Genomic DNA, 15,763 nt, shown 5'->3' on the forward strand with positions numbered 1-15,763 from the left:
TATGACTGCCTTGTCACTCACGCTGAATGTGCGAGAGCACAGATTCCAGATGCACCACTACCGTGGCTGTGCGAGGGACCCGCTTAAAAATTAGCGGTGTGAGCCGCTTTCTCTTGCTTACTTCTCTTTGCGGCGGCAAAGAGAAGTAAGTGCCCGCCCCGCACAGGGGCGACGCTAATAGACCAATAAGAATCCAAGGAAAGGCCAACACCGTAGGCATACAGCCAAAAAGCGCCGCGCAGGCAAACAAAACATGAAAAGACCAACGCCGTAGGCAATCAGACATAAAACCCCGCACAGGCAAAACCCCCAAACAAAATCCTCACCATAGGCCAACAGACAAAACAAAGCGCCGCAGGCAAAAAAAACCTAACCTCAAACAACCCCCTCTACTACAGACCCCTCCGCCAAAACATTCCGAATAGCATCAGCCAGCTCCGCGGCTGCAAACTTCGCCACATACCCATTCGCCCCAGCATTCTTCACATGCGCCTCATTCGCAGCGCCAGTCAAAGAAGAATGAATAATCACCGGAATATCCCGGGTCCGTTCGTCAGCCTTGATCTGCCGGGTCAACATGAACCCATCCATCTCGGGCATCTCGAGATCGGTCAATACCAGTGCAATACTGTCCCTCACCCGCGTGCCGGTAGCCTGCGCTTCACGCGCGGCCTGCTGCAACGTATTCCACGCCTCCTCGCCAGTCTTGGTCATCACGTATTCCGCACCGATCGCGCTCAACGCCTGTTCGATCAGCTTGCGTGCAAAACCGGAATCGTCAGCGGCAAGAATTTTCGCGCCGCGGCGAATGCCAAGCGCTTCGCCGACAGACGTCGGGTCGACGCTCGGATGCTGCGACGGAAACACGTCGCGCAACACCTGCTCCACGTCGATCACCTGGGCGAGCCGCGAGTCACCCGTGTTGCCGTCGATACGCGCAATGCTCGTCACCAGATTGCCTCCGGCCGCACCCTCGGCGGATAGCACCTGGTTCCATTCGAGCCGAACGATGTCGTCCACTTCCTCAACCGCAAAAGCCTGCGTCGAACGCGCGAATTCCGTCACCAGCAATATGTTCAGGCCGCGCGTGGGCTCGCAGCCCATCAGGCGCGGCAAATCGATCACGGGAATGATCTGCCCGCGAATGTCCACAGCGCCCATTACGTACGGCGAAGAACCCGCAATCGGTGTCACCGGCGGCATCGTCGAGATTTCGCGCACTTTGAAGACGTTGATGCCGTAAAGCTCATGCGCGTCGCTGCCGGGAACGGAACCCAGCCGATATAGCAACAATTCGAATTTGTTGGAACTCGTCAGGTTGCTGCGTTCGTTGTTCGCGCGGTGATCTACTGCCATCGACATTCTCCAGGGATTGCGGCGCGGTGGTGCGCCATGCATACCTTTCACTCGGCCCTGGCGCGCGCCCTACTTTTTGTTATCGGCGCAACAACAGAAAAGTTCAGTGAATTCAGGGGTTTTACTGATGCTTTGTGGTGAGCACCCAGCCGCTATTCGGGGCAGGAAGAGAGAAGTGGGCTTACAGCAAAACGAGGTAATTCGTATGAAGGTTACCTAACGTTACAGAAGCGACAGCATGGTTTCACATGCTGGGTAATGCGCCTCCTAGAATGCACAGCGATAAGAGCGCGGCGCCGTTAGCCAGTCGCAAGCGACTTGCAAGGTGTCAATGCAATCGCACGCAGTGGCCGCGGCGCACACGCATCGCTGTCGTTTCGCTTCCACCTCAAGGAGAACATATGATCCGCTTGCCTCTCGCCGCCATCACCAGTGCCTGCATGGCCAGCCTTATGGTTGTCGCTACCGCAGCCAGCGCTCAGACCGCACCGGCCGCACCGGATGCCGCTCGTATTCATGCCGCCGACCAGGCTTTCATCGCCGACGCCACCAAGGACGTCGCCACACAACGCGATGCAGCACGCATTGCCACCTCGCGCTCCACCGACCGGGACGTGAAGGCCTTTGCAGAACGCGTGTCGAACGACAACGCAAAAATCTCGGACGCACTGCGCGCCGCGAGCCCGCGCGGCGTCGACGTGCCGAAGAACGATCCGGACCCAGCGGTGCTCGCGAGCATCAATAACCTGCGTGGTGTCGATTTCGACAAGACCTACATCGAGCAGGTCGCGCTCGCCGGCGAGCAGAGAACGCTGTCGGCATTCCAGGCGGAAATCGCCTCGGGTCGTGACGAACAGTTGAAGGACGTCGCGAAGAAGTCACTGCCGACCATCCAGGAGCATTACGCGATGGCTCAGGATCTCGCCAAGCGCAAGCATCTGACTGCCCAGTAAGCCGTCCGCCGGGCACTGCCCGGCACCCGACGCGCGTCACGTTGCGGCGTGACGCGCGCCATCAGGCTGCTTCAAAAAGCGCCTCCAGAACCAGCGGCAACCCTTTCGCTCGCGGACAATCAGGGCAGCCCGCATACAGCAGGTCAAATGCGTTCTTTTCGGCGATAATCGGCTTCGTTCTTCCGGGCCTGGCCTGCGCGGCTTCAACGCGATTCAGGCGGCTCGAAAGTGGTTTTCCGATTTCACGCGCATTCAATCAAAGCTCACCGCATGAGCAAGCCTGCCAATCTTCCGCAACAGTTGGACCATATGCTTCGGCAAGCCGTCGCGCTTCAGCAGAACGGCGCATTGACCGAGGCCGAAGAACTCTACCGTGAGATTCTCGAACTCAAGCCGCGCCATTTCGAGGCGCTGCAATTGTTGGGTGCGCTCGCGCTGCAGGCGGGTCGTGTGCAAGAGGGTATTGAGTTCCTCAGAAAGGCGCTCGCCATCAATGCGAAACAGGCGCCGCTTCATTCGAATCTCGCCTATGCGCTCAATGCCTTGCAACGTTTCGACGAAGCACTCGGGAGCGCCGATCGGGCACTCGCCTTGCAATCCAGATTCCCGGATGCACTCAACAATCGCGGCAATGCGCAAGCCGGTCTGAATTTGCCGCGCGAAGCGCTCGCCAGCTTTGATCGTGCGATAGCATTGATGCCGGATTTCGCGCAAGCCTGGAACAATCGCGCTTGCGTGCTGCGCGATCTGGGCCGTCCCGCCGATGCTCTCGCAAGCTGCGATCACACACTCGCATTGCAGCCGAACTATCCCGACGCATGGAGCAATCGCGGCAATGCGCTCAGCGATCTGAACCAACCGAACGAAGCGCGGCAAAGCTATCAGCGCGCGCTAGAACTCGCGCCCGCGTTTGCCGATGCCTGGAACAACCTTGGCCTGACCCAGATCGATCTCGATGAGCACGCGCAAGCCTTGCAGAGCTATGCGCGCGCGCTGGCCGTGAACCCCGCCGCCGCTGAGACACATTGGAACCAGTCTTTGTGTCTGCTTCAACTGGGGCAGCTGGGAGCGGGGTGGAAGGAATACGAATGGCGCTGGGAACGCAGCCGGATCAAAGCAGGCAGGCGCATCTTTGCGCAACCGCTTTGGCTGGGCGATTCTTCAGTCGACGGCAAAACGATTCTGCTGCACGCAGAGCAAGGCCTCGGCGACACGCTGCAGTTTTGCCGCTATGCGGCCATGGTCTCGGCGCTCGGCGCAAAAGTGGTGCTTGAAGTACCGCACGAGTTGATGCGGCTCATGTCCACGCTCGACGGTGTGGATCAATTGATCGAAGCGGGTCAGGCCCTGCCGCCGTTCGATTGTCACTGCCCATTGCTGAGTCTGCCGCTCGCGTTCAACACCGATCTCGCGAATATTCCCTCAAAGACGCCTTATCTGTTCGCGGACCCGCAAGCCACGCATGAGTGGCACGAGCGCATCGCTGCGCAAGCGGAAGGGCGTCTGAAAGTCGGACTCGTCTGGGCGGGTGGAAATCGGCCGCATGTCGCCGAGCTCCGCAAGAACGACGCGCGCCGTTCGATTACATTCGAGCGGCTCGCACCGATTCTCGATGTGCCGAACGTGCAGTTCTTCAGTCTGCAGAAGGGACCGGCTGCGCTTCAGTCACCGTGCAACGATTCGCACCCCAACGTCATTGACTACACGGAAGAACTCGACGACTTCGCCGATACGGCCGCACTGGTAGCCAACCTCGATCTGGTGATATCGGTGGATACGTCCACCGCGCATCTGGCCGGCGCGCTGAACAAACCGGTATGGATTCTCAACCGCTTCGACACGTGCTGGCGCTGGATGCTGGAACGTACCGATACGCCCTGGTATGCACAAGCGAGGTTGTTCCGGCAGCCGGCACTGGGCGATTGGGACAGCGTGATTCGAAGTGCGCATGACGCGCTGGCCGCCTTGAGCGCCGAGGGAAAATCGGCGGTGCGCTGAAGATAAAGCCTTGACTGTGCATTAGCCGGATAGCGCTGGACTGCATGCTTCACTTCGTTGCCATGGGGGCGTGCTTTGATCAGCGCGACAATCGTCACCACAATGCGCGCCCGCCGGCACGTTTGCCCGGACGCGCGTAGACTGAATGTCCGTTTATCGACGGCTAGGCCATGGAGAATTATCAATGGAATACAGACATCTGGGTGCATCTGGTTTCAAGGTGCCGGTACTGAGTTTCGGCACGGGCACATTCGGCGGCAAGGGCGAATTTTTTCAGGCGTGGGGCGCCACCGACGTGGCCGAAGCGCGTCGCCTGATCGACATCTGCTTCGATGCGGGCGTCACGATGTTCGACAGCGCGGACATCTATTCGAGCGGCGCTTCCGAGTCGGTGCTCGGTGAAGCGCTCAAGGGCAAGCGCGACAAAGCGATCATCTCGACCAAGGCGACTTTCCGTTTCGACGACGGTCCGAACAATGTCGGCTCGTCGCGCTTTCATCTGATTCAGGCGGTGGACGCGGCGCTCAAACGTCTGCAAACCGATTACATCGATCTGTTCCAGTTGCACGGTTTCGACGCGAAGACGCCGGTCGCCGAAGTCATGTCGACGCTCGACGATCTCGTGCGCGCGGGCAAGATCCGCTACACGGGCGTGTCGAATTTCTCCGGCTGGCATTTGATGAAATCTCAGGACACCGCTGACCGTTACGGCTATCCGCGCTATGTCGCGAATCAGACTTACTATTCGCTGATCGGCCGCGATTACGAGTGGGAGTTGATGCCGCTCGGCGTCGATCAAGGCGTGGGCGCGGTGGTGTGGAGTCCGCTCGGCTGGGGGCGTCTCACCGGCAAGATCAAGCGCGGTCAGCCGTTGCCGGAAACGAGCCGTCTGCATAAAACCTCCGACATGGGGCCGCCGGTGCCGGACGAATATCTGTTCCGCGTGCTCGACGCAATCGACGAGGTGGCTGCCGAAACCGGCAAGACCGTGCCGCAAATCGCACTGAACTGGCTGCTACAGCGGCCTACGGTGTCGACCGTGTTGATCGGCGCGCGCAACGAGGAGCAACTGCGGCAGAACCTTGGCGCGGTAGGTTGGAATCTGACGCCCGAACAGGTAGCGAAACTCGACGCTGCCAGCGCCGTACGTCCCGCGTATCCGTACTGGCATCAGGAAGGATTTGCGGAGCGTAATCCGAAGGCCGTTTAAGTGCGCTTCCTGGGTGTTTGCACAGAGTAACAACCCGCTCCGGCTTCACTGCTATTTGACGAGTTCGACCGGAGCGGCGAACAGTTCGCTGTAATAGCGGCGTCCCGCATCAAGATGGGAGTCGAATGCGAAACCGTGTTCGAGCATCGCGTCAAAGTCGGCGCGTTCGATCTTCATCACATAGCTGTGTTCGGTCGTGACAAGGCTGCATGGCCGATCGGTCACAGCCGCGCTAAACCATTTCCCCGCACTCGCATGGCCCGCCGGGTACGACTGTTGGGCGTATTCGATTTGCCAGCCTCCGTCTAAAAGAATCCACATGCCTTGATCGCTCGCGGCGCTGTGCGCGCTGCCGTCGCATTGCGCGATGACGGTGCCGGGTTGCGCTTCCCACTCATGCGAATGGCCGATCACCCAACGCAATTGTTCGGTTGTCAGGCTCGTGAAGAACGGCGTGTGTTTCAACAAATGAAGGTAAGTCACTGAGGGTTTCATGGCTGTACTCCACGCGGCGACGGATGCGTCCGGCGACCGCGCTTGTTGTCGTCCATCGCACGAAGTGATCAGAAAGGACAGCAGCAACGCGCAGGCGATCAGGATTGAGAATTTCATCAACGTGTGTGTTCAAAGCGATAAAGAAACTACGGGACGCCAAGGTTCATCAGTCACACCTGACGTCCCTCACTGTCATGCCTGATTAACGCTTGATTTTTGCCTCGAGTAGATCGCCCATGCCGATCCGCCTGGCGAACTCGATGCGCACGCGTTCCGAGACTTCGAGCACTTCACGCGCGCCGTCACCGACGAAATCGATCACCGAGCGCATCGGCCGCTCGCCCGAAGGCAGTGCGACGATCCGCACGATTTCATCGGCCACGGCTTGCGGATCGGCGTCGTCCGGTGTGAGTTCGGACAGGCGCTCGCCGATCTGATTCATCAGGCCGTCATAGCGTGCATACGCAGCGGCGCGTTCGGCATCGGCTGGTTTGCCGGCGCTCGGAAAGTGTGCGGTGCCGCGAGTGACCGCGCCCGGCACCACGATCGAAGTTTCGATACCGAAGAGCGCGATTTCGTAGGCGAGGGTGACGGCCAGGGAATCCATCGCGGCCTTTGCAGCACCATACGGACCGAGGAAGGGAGGAAAGCCGCCCTTGGTCGTCGTGCTGCTGATCCACAGCATCAAGCCCGCTTCCTGCTGGCGCAGATACGGCAGCACCGCACGGTTCACACGCTGCGCGCCGAACAGGTTGGTGTCGAACACTTTCACCATTTCTTCAGGCGTGAACGCTTCGCTCGGACCGACTACCAGATGTCCCGCGTTCTGCATCACCACGTCGAGCCGTCCTTGCTCGCGGATGATCGTCGCGGCGGCGGCATCGGCGGATGCTTGCGACAACACGTCGAGTTCGAGCGGATGCAACTGGATGTCCTTCGCCTTGGCGAGCGCTCGCATTTCGTCGGCACGCGGCTTGTTGCGTCCTTCGACATCGCGCATCGTCGCGTAGACGATATGGCCGGCTTCGGCCAGCGATTGCGCGGTGAGCTTGCCGATGCCTGTACCCGCGCCCGTCACCAAAATGACGTTCTTCTGCATTTTTCTTCTCCGATTCGATGAAAGTGATACGACGTTTGAAAGTGCTATGAGAAAGACTCTTTGAGCGTTTTCAAGCGGGGTTAAGCGACACCGCCGTTGGCGCGCAGGATCTGGCCATTGACCCAGCCTGCATCCGGGCCGGCGAGGAAGGACACCACCGAGGCGATGTCGTCCGGCTGGCCGAGGCGTTGCAGCGGTGGCATCTTCGCGAAGGTCTGGATCTGTTCTTCGGTCTTGCCGTCGAGGAACAGCGACGTCGCGATCGGGCCTGGCGCCACGGCGTTGACGGTGATGTTGCGGCCGCGCAATTCCTTGGCGAACACATGCGTGAAGGCTTCAACGGCGGCCTTGGTGCCGTTGTAGATTGCGTAGCCCGGCATGTTCAGCGCGAGCGTGGTGCTCGAGAAGTTGACGATGCGTCCGCCGTCGTTCATTCGTGTGGCCGCTTCGCGCAGGGTGTTGAAGGTGCCGCGCACGTTGATATCGAAGGTCTGGTCGTATAGCGCGTCGCTGGTGTCGGCGAGCGGCACGGTCTTGAGCACGCCGGCGTTGTTGACCAGTACGTCCACTTTGCCGAGTTGCTGTTCGGTGGTCTCGAACATGCGACGTACGTCGCCGGCCTTCGACACGTCGGCCTTCACTGCGATGGCCCTGGCGCCCGCCGCCGTGAGTTCCGCGACGAGCGCATCGGCCTCCGTCGAGCTCGACGCGTAGTTGACGGCGACCGCGAAGCCGTCCTTGGCGAGGCGTTGGGCAACCGCCGCGCCGATGCCGCGGGATGCGCCGGTGACGATGGCGACTTGGGCGGTTTTGATTGTGTTCATGATTCGTTTCCTTCTGTGTGGTGGGTTGGTGAGATGAATCTTGGCCGCTTTCGTCTCTGAGATAATCAGGTTAAAATTGCCATCATAATTTCATTTACTTTAACAATTGACTGACAGGCCGCCGGCTCGCCGGCCCGGCACACAGGCATCAACCATGGATCGTTTCGAGGAAATGCGGGTGTTTGTGCGGATCGCCGAGCGGCAAAGCTTCACGCGCGCTTCGGACGACCTGCAGATTCCGCGCGCCACCGTCACCAACCTGATGAAGCGTATGGAGCAGCGGCTCGGCGCGCGGCTTCTCGAGCGCACCACGCGCTCGGTACGCCTCACGCACGACGGCGAGGCGTATTACCGCCGCTGCGTGCGGCTGATCGCCGATATGGAGGAGGCGGAGGGTTCGTTTTCCAATATCGCGCCAAAGGGCCTGTTGCGTGTGAATCTGCAGGGCACCCTGGCCCGGCACTTCGTCGTGCCGGCGCTACCTGCTTTTCTCGCGCGGTTTCCCGACATCGAACTGACGATCGGCGAGGACGACCGGCTGGTCGATCTGGTGCGGGAGGGGATCGATTGCGTGTTGCGGGCGGGCAATCTGCAGGATTCGTCGATGGTTGGGCGGCGCGTTGCGCAGTTGCCGCAAGTGACGGTGGCGAGTCCGGCCTATCTGGAGACGTATGGCGAGCCGGCCGATCCGACGGCTTTGTCCACGCATCGGGCGGTGAATTATCTGTCCAGTGCGACCGGCAAGGCGGTGCCGCTCGAGTTCAGAGTCGACGGCCGCGATACGGCCACGTACCTGCCGTCGGCGGTATCGGTGACCGGTGCCGATCTCTACACGGGCTCAGCGGTGGCCGGGCTCGGCATCGTGCAAGTGCCGCAATACCGCGTGGCGGCAGAACTGGCGTCGGGGCGGCTGAAGATCATCCTCGCGGATTTTCCGCCGCCACCCATGCCGGTTTCGGTGCTCTATCCGCAGAATCGGCAGTTGTCCTCGCGTGTGCGAGTGTTTGCGCAATGGCTGCGCGATATTTTCGAGGTGGCTGGGGCTCAGACCGGTTCGCGGTGAACGTGAGAGTTCAGCGCAGGCATGTGACGTGTGTTGCAAGGGTGGCTTGAACCAGTGCGGCAACTGCGGTTAACGAAGCGTCCGGTGTGCGGTAGGGATAGGGCGATTGACACATAGCACGCGAGCGGTTCGTGCTTTCGTGCAAGCCGCGCTGCGTATCGTGGGATCATATGTGCCGTGCTGAGCGATATTGCCTTTTGCACGGTACGGAATAACAGGAGCAGGACGATGATCGATGGACTGGTGGGCGGGCGCTTGTACGGCGAGGCGCAGATCCGCACGGGGCAGAATGGTAAGCGCTTTGTGACCTGCAAGGTCCGGGCGGCCACCAATGATGGCGATACGATTTTCGTCAACGTAATTGCATTTGATGATGACGTGCAGACTGCGTTGCTTGCGCTGAGTGATGCGGATAGCGTTGCGCTTAGTGGGGCGTTGACGCCCAAGGTTTGGACTGACAAGAATGGGTTGATTAAGCCTGCTGTGGATATGGTTGCGCATAAGGTGCTGGTGGGGTATCGGGGGGAAGGGTAAGCGGTTTTGTTTTGCCTGTGCGGCGCTTTTTGGTTGTGTGCCTGCGGGGTTGGCCTTTCCTTGAACTGGCTTTTTGGCCTTTCCTTGAATTGTTATTGGTTTATTAGCGTCGCCCCTGTGCGGGGCAGGCACTTACTTCTCTTTGCCGCCGCAAAGAGAAGTAAGCAAGAGAAAGCGGCTCACACCGCTAATTCTTAAGCGGGTCCCCCAGCTTGGAGGAGGTAGTGGTGCATCTGGAATCTGTGTTCTCGCACATTCAGCGTCGGTGACAAGGCCGTCATACCTCCGGCGGCGCTGCGCGCGCCGAAGGGCACTTCACTAAACCGACCACTACGTTTTCGTGCGTGCGTACCGCCGAGGCGGAATCGGTGGCTTCCGCCCCGCAAACGAACACCCTTGGTTTCTTATGCAACTCCGTCGTCGCCGAGGCAAAGCCAATGGCCTCCACCGCGTCCAAACGAAGCCCCAGGTTTCTGATGGCCCCCTCCGGCGAGCACGAAGTGCGAGGCGGGAAGCATGACTGCCTTGTCACTGACGCCGAGTGTGCGGAAACACAGATTCCAGATGCACCACTACCGTGGCTGCGCGGGGGACCCGCTTAAGAATTAGCGGTGTGAGCCGCTTTCTCTTGCTTACTTCTCTTTGCGGCGGCAAAGAGAAGTAAGTGCCTGCCCCGCACAGGGGCGACGCTAATAAACCAATAACAATTCAAGGAAAGGCCAAAAGCCAAAAACCCAGATCAAGAAAAGCCCAACGCCATAGGCAAACCAACAAACAAAGCGCCGCGCAGGCAAAAAACCCCTCACTTCCCACGCTCAAGATATTCAACAAACCGATCCGCGACAGGCTCCGCATCGCCAGCCCGCCGCAGAAGCAGAACTTGCGATAAAAGCGTCTCGCCCTGCAAGGGCAAAAAGCAAACCCGTGGATCCTGCACCTGCCGCAAGGTAAACGGCACCAACGCCACCCCCATCCCAAATCCGACCATCGTGACGACGGTCTGCCACAACCTCGCCTCATGCCGGATCAAAGGACTAAAACCGGCCCCCACACACTGCGCAATGATCAGATCGTGGTAATGCGGCGACACCGTGCGCGGAAACAGAATGAACGGTTCCTGCGCTAACGCGCGCAAATCGACGCGACGCTTTTTCGCCAGCGGGTGATCGAGAGGCAGACAACACAAAAACGGCTCCGAAAAAATCGGCGTAGAAATCACATCCGACGGAAAATTGCCCCAATGCGCGCAGCCCATGTCAATCTGCATCCGCTGGATCGCATGTACCTGCTCGCTGGTGTTCATTTCCTTCAAGACGATTTCCACCCCCGGATAGTCGGCCTCAAAACGGTTCACCGCCTGCGGCATGCCGCGATACAACATCGAATTCACAAAGCCGATCCGCAAGCGGCCAGCCAGCCCGTGCGCCGATCGAACCGTGATGCGTTCGGCCTCGCCGGCCTGCAGCAGCAAGCGGCGCGCTTCGCCAAGCAGCACCTGCCCCGCGTTCGTCAGTGCGACTGTCTTATTGGTGCGCGCGAGCAGTTGCACCCCCAACTGGTCCTCGAACTTGCGGATGTCGAAACTGAGCGCCGGCTGCGAAATGAACAGCCGCTTGGCCGCGCGGCCGAAATGCAATTCCTCGGCGACCGCCACGAAATAGCGTAATTGCTTCAGGTCCACGGCAGTCTCCGGTTCTTTTATCGATAAGCTACATCTATCGTACCGGATATAAGTTGTATTAGACGATTATCGAAGTCGCTTCTATGCTCCTTCCACAAAGGAGACACGCATGAGCGAAATCACCGCGCAGCCGGCACACGGCTCGTCCAATATTCCCGATAGCCGGGGCATCAACTTCTTCAACAGCGACCCCGATTTCGCCGGTTTGCTCAAACTGCATCTCGGCGACGCGCTGTATCGGGAACTTGAAAGCCAACTCGTTTCGCTAGGCCAGCGGGCATCCGACGAACTCGACGTCTGGGCGCTGTCCGCCGACAAAAATCCGCCGCAATTGCGCCATCGCACGCGGCGTGGCGAAGCGCTGCAAAGCATCGACAAGCATCCCGATTACGTCGCCCTCGAGCGCGTGGCCTACGCGGAATTGGGTTTGGCGTCGATGAGTCATGACACCCGTGAAGGCAAAAAAGCGCCGCCGCCGCTGGTCAAATACGCGTTGACGTTCCTGTTCGTGCAGGCGGAGTTCGGTCTGTGCTGCCCCGTCAGCATGACCGACTCGCTCACGCGCACGCTGCGCAAATTCGGTGCGCCCGAACTGGTCATGCGATTTCTGCCAATGCTGGCGTCGCGCGATTTCGACACGCTTTTTCAAGGCGCGATGTTCATGACCGAGCAGGCGGCGGGTTCGGATGTTGCCCGTATCGCGACGCGTGCAGCGCTCGAAACCGGCGTGAACGGTGAAGAAGCGTGGCGTCTGTACGGCGACAAATGGTTCTGCTCGAACGCCGACGCCGATCTCGCGATGGTGCTCGCGCGTGTGGACAATGCGCCCTCCGGCATCAACGGCCTAGGGCTGTTCCTGTTGCCGAAGACCCTGCCGGACGGCTCGCGCAACAGCTATCGGATCGTGCGCCTGAAGGACAAACTCGGCAGCCGTTCAATGGCGAGCGGCGAGATCGTGCTGGAAGGCGCCGTGGCGTATCTGATCGGCGAAGTGGGACGCGGCTTCCACCAGATGGCTGACATGATCAACATGTCGCGTCTGTCGAACGGCGTGCGTGCGGCCGGCTTGATGCGCCGCGCGCTGACCGAGGCGCTGCACATCGCGCGTAATCGTGAAGCGTTCGGTCGCAAGCTGATCGATATGCCGCTGATGCAGCGGCAATTGCTCAAGATGATGCTGCCCGCGGAGCAGGCCCGCTCGATGTTCATGCAGATCGCGTTGCTGCTCGAAAAGGCCGACGCCGGTGATCGGCAGGCGGCGAAATGCGTGCGCATCCTCACGCCGCTGATCAAATTCCGTGCTTGCCGCGATGCCCGCCGCGTGACCGGCGACGCGATGGAAGTGCGCGGCGGCACCGGTTACATCGAAGAGTGGAGCGATGCGCGTCTCGTGCGCGACGCGCATCTCGGGTCGATCTGGGAAGGCACCAGCAACATCGTCGCGCTCGACATCGCGCGCGCGGCGAAACGGGACGGCGCACTTGAACCGCTGCGCACGTATCTGCAGGATCTGCTCGGCGCCGCAGGATTGCCGGCTGAGAGTCTCAAGGTGCTGCGTTCCACCTTGAATCATGCTTGCGATGCCCTTGCGAGCGTCGCCGAGTGCGGCCGGGATGAATCGGTCCGGCAGGCGGGCACGGCCCTGTTTCACGCGAGCACGGCGGTACTTATGGCGTGTGAAGGTGTGCGTCTCGCGCCGGATTTCCGGCGTCTCGCGCTGAGTCATCTGGTATTGCGGCACAAGTTGTTGCCGTTCGATCCGCTCGACATGCAGACGTCTTCGAATGACAGCGACGTTGTCGATGCCCTGGTCAACGCCCGCAGCGTGACGCTCGATCAGGCGCTGCAACTGCTGCCGTCAGGGAGCAAGCAATGACCGGACACGCAAACACCGGCACGCAGGGCACGCAAAACACGCAAGGTGCGTTGCAAGGCATCAAGGTCATCGACCTCAGCCGCGTGCTCGGCGGCCCTTACTGTACTCAGGCGCTGGCTGACCACGGCGCCCAGGTTATCAAGCTGGAGCCTCCCGGCGGGGACGAAACGCGTGGCTGGGGGCCGCCGTTTTACGGTGACACTGCGTGGTACTTCGCCGGCGTGAACCGCAACAAGCAGGGTATCGCCGTGGATTTGTCGTGCGACGAAGGCCGCGACATTCTGTGGAAGCTGCTCGAAGACGCCGACGTGCTGGTCGAAAACTTCAAGCCCGGCACGCTCGCGCGCTGGGGCATGGATTACGAGCGCGATTTGCGCGAGCGTTTTCCGAAGCTGATTCATTGCGCGGTATCGGGCTTCGGTCCGGATGGCCCACTTGGCGGCTTGCCCGGTTACGACGCCGCGATTCAGGCGATGACAGGCTTGATGAGTGTGAACGGCGAACGCGACGGGCCGGCGACGCGCGTCGGTTTGCCGGTCGTCGATATGGTGACCGGCTTGAATGCACTGGCCGGCATTCTGCTGGCGCTCGCCGAGCGTACGAAAAGCGGACGAGGCCAATCGATCGATATCGCGCTGTACGACTGCGGTGTGTCGCTTCTGCATCCGCATCTGCCGAACTATTTCGGCTCGGGACGCACGCCGCAGCGCAGTGGTAATGCGCATCCGAACATCACGCCTTACGACAGCTACCGCACTGCGACCGCACCGATCTTTCTTGCTGTCGGCAATGACCGGCAGTTCGCGCGACTGTGCGCGCATCTCGGCGCGCCGGAACTGGCCGACGATCCGCGCTACGTGGATAACCGCAGCCGCTGCGCGCATCGCGAGCCGCTGAAGGCCGCGCTCGAGAGCCTGCTCGCGTCACACGATTGCGAACCGCTTGCGCACGCCTTGATCAATGCAGGCGTGCCGTGCGGGCCGGTGCAAACCGTCGACGTCGTCGCGCGACATCCGCACACGCTACATCGCGGCATGGCGATCGAGATGGGTGAGTATCGCGGTACCGCTTCACCAATCAAATTGTCGCGCACGCCGGCCACGTATCGCAGTGCGCCGCCGACGCTTGGCGGCGACACGCGTGAGGTACTCGACGCACTGGGCATCGACGCTGCAACCCAGCAACGTTTGCTCGAAGCGGGCGTACTCAAAGCCTAACTGTAAGCAGGCAGTTTTCCGGCGACGGCACGAAGAAGCCGCGCCATCCAGAAGAACAACCTTGGAGACGAAACACATGAATCGCGAGCCAGACGACCTCGCCGCAGGCCGGCAACCCACCCGCGCCGCAGCAGCGGCTTTTGTCGGTACTACGATTGAGTGGTACGACTTTTACATCTACGCCACCGCATCCGCGCTGATTTTCGGCAAGCTGTTCTTTCCCGGTAGCGACCCGTTCTTCGCGACGCTGGCTTCGTTCGGCACCTTCGCCGTGGGCTTTTTTGCACGGCCGTTCGGCGGCCTCGTGTTCGGCCACCTCGGCGATCGCATCGGCCGCAAGAAGGCGCTCGTGGCGACGCTGGCGATCATGGGCGTGGGCACGGTCGGCATCGGTTTCCTGCCGACGTATGCGAACGCCGGCGTATGGGCGCCTGTGTTGCTGGTGCTGCTGCGCGTCGCACAGGGCATCGCGATCGGTGGCGAGTGGGGCGGCGCGGTGCTGATGGCAAGCGAACATGCCCCGCAGGGACGGCGTACTTTCTTCGCATCGTTTGCGCAACTCGGCAGTCCGGCGGGCTTGATCCTGTCGCTGCTCGCGTTTCGCGCAGTGGCGTCGATGGATAAGGAGGCGTTTTTTAGCTGGGGCTGGCGCTTGCCGTTTCTCGCCAGCGCGGTCTTGCTGGTGGTCGGTTTACTGATCCGCGCGGGGGTCGACGAATCGCCTGAATTCAAGGCGCTCAAAGCGCAACGGCGAGTCGCGGCGCTGCCGGTCGCCGAGGTTGTGCGCGACGCGTGGCGCACGGTGTTGCTGTGTCTGGGTGCGAACGTAATTGGCGTGGCCGGTGCCTGGTTCGTCAATACGTTCATGCTCAATTACACGACGCAGACGCTTGGGCTCGATCGTTCGCTGATTCTCGATTGTCTGTTCGTAGTGGCGTTCATTCAGCTATTCACGCAACTGGGTTCCGGGTGGTTTGCGCAGCGAATCGGCACTGGAAGGTTTTTGAAGGGCGCGGCGGCGTTGGCGATGCTTTCGCCATATCCGATGTTCGCGCTGGTATCGACCGGGCGGCCGGTAGCCATTGTGGTCGGCATCGCGCTGGCGGTGATGTGCATGTCGAGTTCTTATGCTGTGATGGCTGGGTTTATGTCGACTGCATTCCCGGTGCGCGTCCGATATTCGGCGATCTCTTTGTCTTACCAGGTGTGTGCCGCACTGGCTGGCGGGCTGACGCCTTTGATCGGGACGGTGCTCGCGCATCGGTATCCAGGCGCATGGTGGCCGTTGGCGGTGTTTTATAGTTTCCTGGCCGGGGTCTCACTGGTTTGTATCGGCACGTTGGAGCGACGCAAGCACGGCGCTGCGCGAGGTATTGTCGAAGTGGCCTAGGTTCGGGTGTTTTGCCGCCCGGCGATTGCTTGTCTCCATGTCCCGAAGAAGGCCAACGCCACTCAAC

At 60.6% G+C, this 15,763-nt stretch carries 14 protein-coding genes; 8 read left to right on the plus strand and 6 right to left on the minus strand.

All coding sequences use genetic code 11. The features are described 5' to 3' along the window. Positions 1-375: 375 nt before the first annotated feature. Entirely contained in the window at positions 376-1,356 is a 981-nt protein-coding gene (locus PQR40_RS20495) for a chemotaxis protein (RefSeq protein WP_408509757.1), read from the minus strand. A 401-nt stretch (positions 1,357-1,757) separates the two neighbouring features. Between PQR40_RS20495 and PQR40_RS20500 the strand changes: the two genes are divergently transcribed. Then, the gene (locus tag PQR40_RS20500) at positions 1,758-2,309 is read left to right on the plus strand and encodes a DUF4142 domain-containing protein (RefSeq protein WP_408509758.1); all 552 of its coding nucleotides are present in this window, start codon (positions 1,758-1,760) and stop codon (positions 2,307-2,309) included. A 61-nt stretch (positions 2,310-2,370) separates the two neighbouring features. Here PQR40_RS20500 and PQR40_RS20505 read toward each other — a convergent pair whose 3' ends face one another. Continuing rightward, positions 2,371-2,565: a hypothetical protein gene (locus PQR40_RS20505; RefSeq protein WP_408509759.1), complete on the minus strand. Its 195-nt coding sequence runs from the start codon at positions 2,563-2,565 to the stop codon at positions 2,371-2,373. Between the two features lie 14 nt (positions 2,566-2,579). On the opposite strand from PQR40_RS20505, the gene PQR40_RS20510 reads away from it, so the two are divergent. Next, positions 2,580-4,307: a tetratricopeptide repeat protein gene (locus PQR40_RS20510; protein ID WP_408509760.1), complete on the plus strand. Its 1,728-nt coding sequence runs from the start codon at positions 2,580-2,582 to the stop codon at positions 4,305-4,307. 184 nt (positions 4,308-4,491) lie between these two features. Continuing rightward, positions 4,492-5,517: an aldo/keto reductase gene (locus tag PQR40_RS20515; protein ID WP_408234162.1), complete on the plus strand. Its 1,026-nt coding sequence runs from the start codon at positions 4,492-4,494 to the stop codon at positions 5,515-5,517. A gap of 51 nt (positions 5,518-5,568) precedes the next feature. Here PQR40_RS20515 and PQR40_RS20520 read toward each other — a convergent pair whose 3' ends face one another. The 3 genes from PQR40_RS20520 to PQR40_RS20530 all read right to left on the minus strand — a co-directional run bounded on the left by PQR40_RS20520 (position 5,569) and on the right by PQR40_RS20530 (position 7,935). Then, on the minus strand, positions 5,569-6,012 hold the full coding sequence (locus tag PQR40_RS20520; RefSeq protein ID WP_408509761.1) for a cyclic nucleotide-binding domain-containing protein: 444 nt from the start codon (positions 6,010-6,012) through the stop codon (positions 5,569-5,571). 202 nt (positions 6,013-6,214) lie between these two features. Next, a complete protein-coding gene (locus tag PQR40_RS20525; protein ID WP_408509762.1) occupies positions 6,215-7,111 on the minus strand; it encodes an SDR family NAD(P)-dependent oxidoreductase in 897 nt (298 codons plus the stop codon). An 80-nt stretch (positions 7,112-7,191) separates the two neighbouring features. Then, positions 7,192-7,935: an SDR family oxidoreductase gene (locus tag PQR40_RS20530; protein WP_408234153.1), complete on the minus strand. Its 744-nt coding sequence runs from the start codon at positions 7,933-7,935 to the stop codon at positions 7,192-7,194. A gap of 154 nt (positions 7,936-8,089) precedes the next feature. Between PQR40_RS20530 and PQR40_RS20535 the strand changes: the two genes are divergently transcribed. Beyond that, positions 8,090-8,998, plus strand: coding sequence for a LysR family transcriptional regulator (locus tag PQR40_RS20535; protein WP_408234151.1), 909 nt, complete (start codon positions 8,090-8,092; stop codon positions 8,996-8,998). A 228-nt stretch (positions 8,999-9,226) separates the two neighbouring features. Then, positions 9,227-9,532 (plus strand): single-stranded DNA-binding protein, encoded by a 306-nt coding sequence (locus PQR40_RS20540; protein ID WP_408234148.1) that lies wholly within the window; start codon positions 9,227-9,229, stop codon positions 9,530-9,532. A gap of 802 nt (positions 9,533-10,334) precedes the next feature. On the opposite strand, the gene PQR40_RS20545 is transcribed toward PQR40_RS20540, so the two are convergent. Next, a complete protein-coding gene (locus PQR40_RS20545) occupies positions 10,335-11,213 on the minus strand; it encodes a LysR family transcriptional regulator (RefSeq protein WP_408232696.1) in 879 nt (292 codons plus the stop codon). Positions 11,214-11,322: 109 nt separating this feature from the next. Here PQR40_RS20545 and PQR40_RS20550 point away from each other — a divergent pair, with 109 nt between their 5' ends. The 3 genes from PQR40_RS20550 to PQR40_RS20560 all read left to right on the plus strand — a co-directional run bounded on the left by PQR40_RS20550 (position 11,323) and on the right by PQR40_RS20560 (position 15,696). Continuing rightward, positions 11,323-13,089 carry an acyl-CoA dehydrogenase family protein gene (locus tag PQR40_RS20550; protein ID WP_408509763.1) on the plus strand — a complete coding sequence of 589 codons (1,767 nt, stop codon included), beginning with the start codon at positions 11,323-11,325 and terminating at the stop codon, positions 13,087-13,089. Next, positions 13,086-14,306 carry a CaiB/BaiF CoA transferase family protein gene (locus tag PQR40_RS20555; RefSeq protein ID WP_408509764.1) on the plus strand — a complete coding sequence of 407 codons (1,221 nt, stop codon included), beginning with the start codon at positions 13,086-13,088 and terminating at the stop codon, positions 14,304-14,306. Before PQR40_RS20550 ends, PQR40_RS20555 begins: the two co-directional genes overlap by 4 nt. Before the next feature lie 76 nt (positions 14,307-14,382). Beyond that, positions 14,383-15,696 carry an MFS transporter gene (locus tag PQR40_RS20560; RefSeq protein ID WP_408509765.1) on the plus strand — a complete coding sequence of 438 codons (1,314 nt, stop codon included), beginning with the start codon at positions 14,383-14,385 and terminating at the stop codon, positions 15,694-15,696. Positions 15,697-15,763: the final 67 nt, after the last annotated feature.

This window comes from Paraburkholderia sediminicola, assembly GCF_046026855.1.
Classification (GTDB): Bacteria; Pseudomonadota; Gammaproteobacteria; order Burkholderiales; family Burkholderiaceae; genus Paraburkholderia; species Paraburkholderia sediminicola_A.

Bases quoted from the DNA above. Each gene is read 5' to 3' on its own strand.
- PQR40_RS20495 (WP_408509757.1), bottom strand. From the start codon at position 1,356: ATGGCAGTAGATCACCGCGCGAACAACGAACGCAGCAACCTGACGAGT.
- PQR40_RS20500 (WP_408509758.1), top strand. From the start codon at position 1,758: ATGATCCGCTTGCCTCTCGCCGCCATCACCAGTGCCTGCATGGCCAGC.
- PQR40_RS20510 (WP_408509760.1), top strand. From the start codon at position 2,580: ATGAGCAAGCCTGCCAATCTTCCGCAACAGTTGGACCATATGCTTCGG.
- PQR40_RS20515 (WP_408234162.1), top strand. From the start codon at position 4,492: ATGGAATACAGACATCTGGGTGCATCTGGTTTCAAGGTGCCGGTACTG.
- PQR40_RS20520 (WP_408509761.1), bottom strand. From the start codon at position 6,012: ATGAAACCCTCAGTGACTTACCTTCATTTGTTGAAACACACGCCGTTC.
- PQR40_RS20525 (WP_408509762.1), bottom strand. From the start codon at position 7,111: ATGCAGAAGAACGTCATTTTGGTGACGGGCGCGGGTACAGGCATCGGC.
- PQR40_RS20530 (WP_408234153.1), bottom strand. From the start codon at position 7,935: ATGAACACAATCAAAACCGCCCAAGTCGCCATCGTCACCGGCGCATCC.
- PQR40_RS20535 (WP_408234151.1), top strand. From the start codon at position 8,090: ATGGATCGTTTCGAGGAAATGCGGGTGTTTGTGCGGATCGCCGAGCGG.
- PQR40_RS20540 (WP_408234148.1), top strand. From the start codon at position 9,227: ATGATCGATGGACTGGTGGGCGGGCGCTTGTACGGCGAGGCGCAGATC.
- PQR40_RS20550 (WP_408509763.1), top strand. From the start codon at position 11,323: ATGAGCGAAATCACCGCGCAGCCGGCACACGGCTCGTCCAATATTCCC.
- PQR40_RS20555 (WP_408509764.1), top strand. From the start codon at position 13,086: ATGACCGGACACGCAAACACCGGCACGCAGGGCACGCAAAACACGCAA.
- PQR40_RS20560 (WP_408509765.1), top strand. From the start codon at position 14,383: ATGAATCGCGAGCCAGACGACCTCGCCGCAGGCCGGCAACCCACCCGC.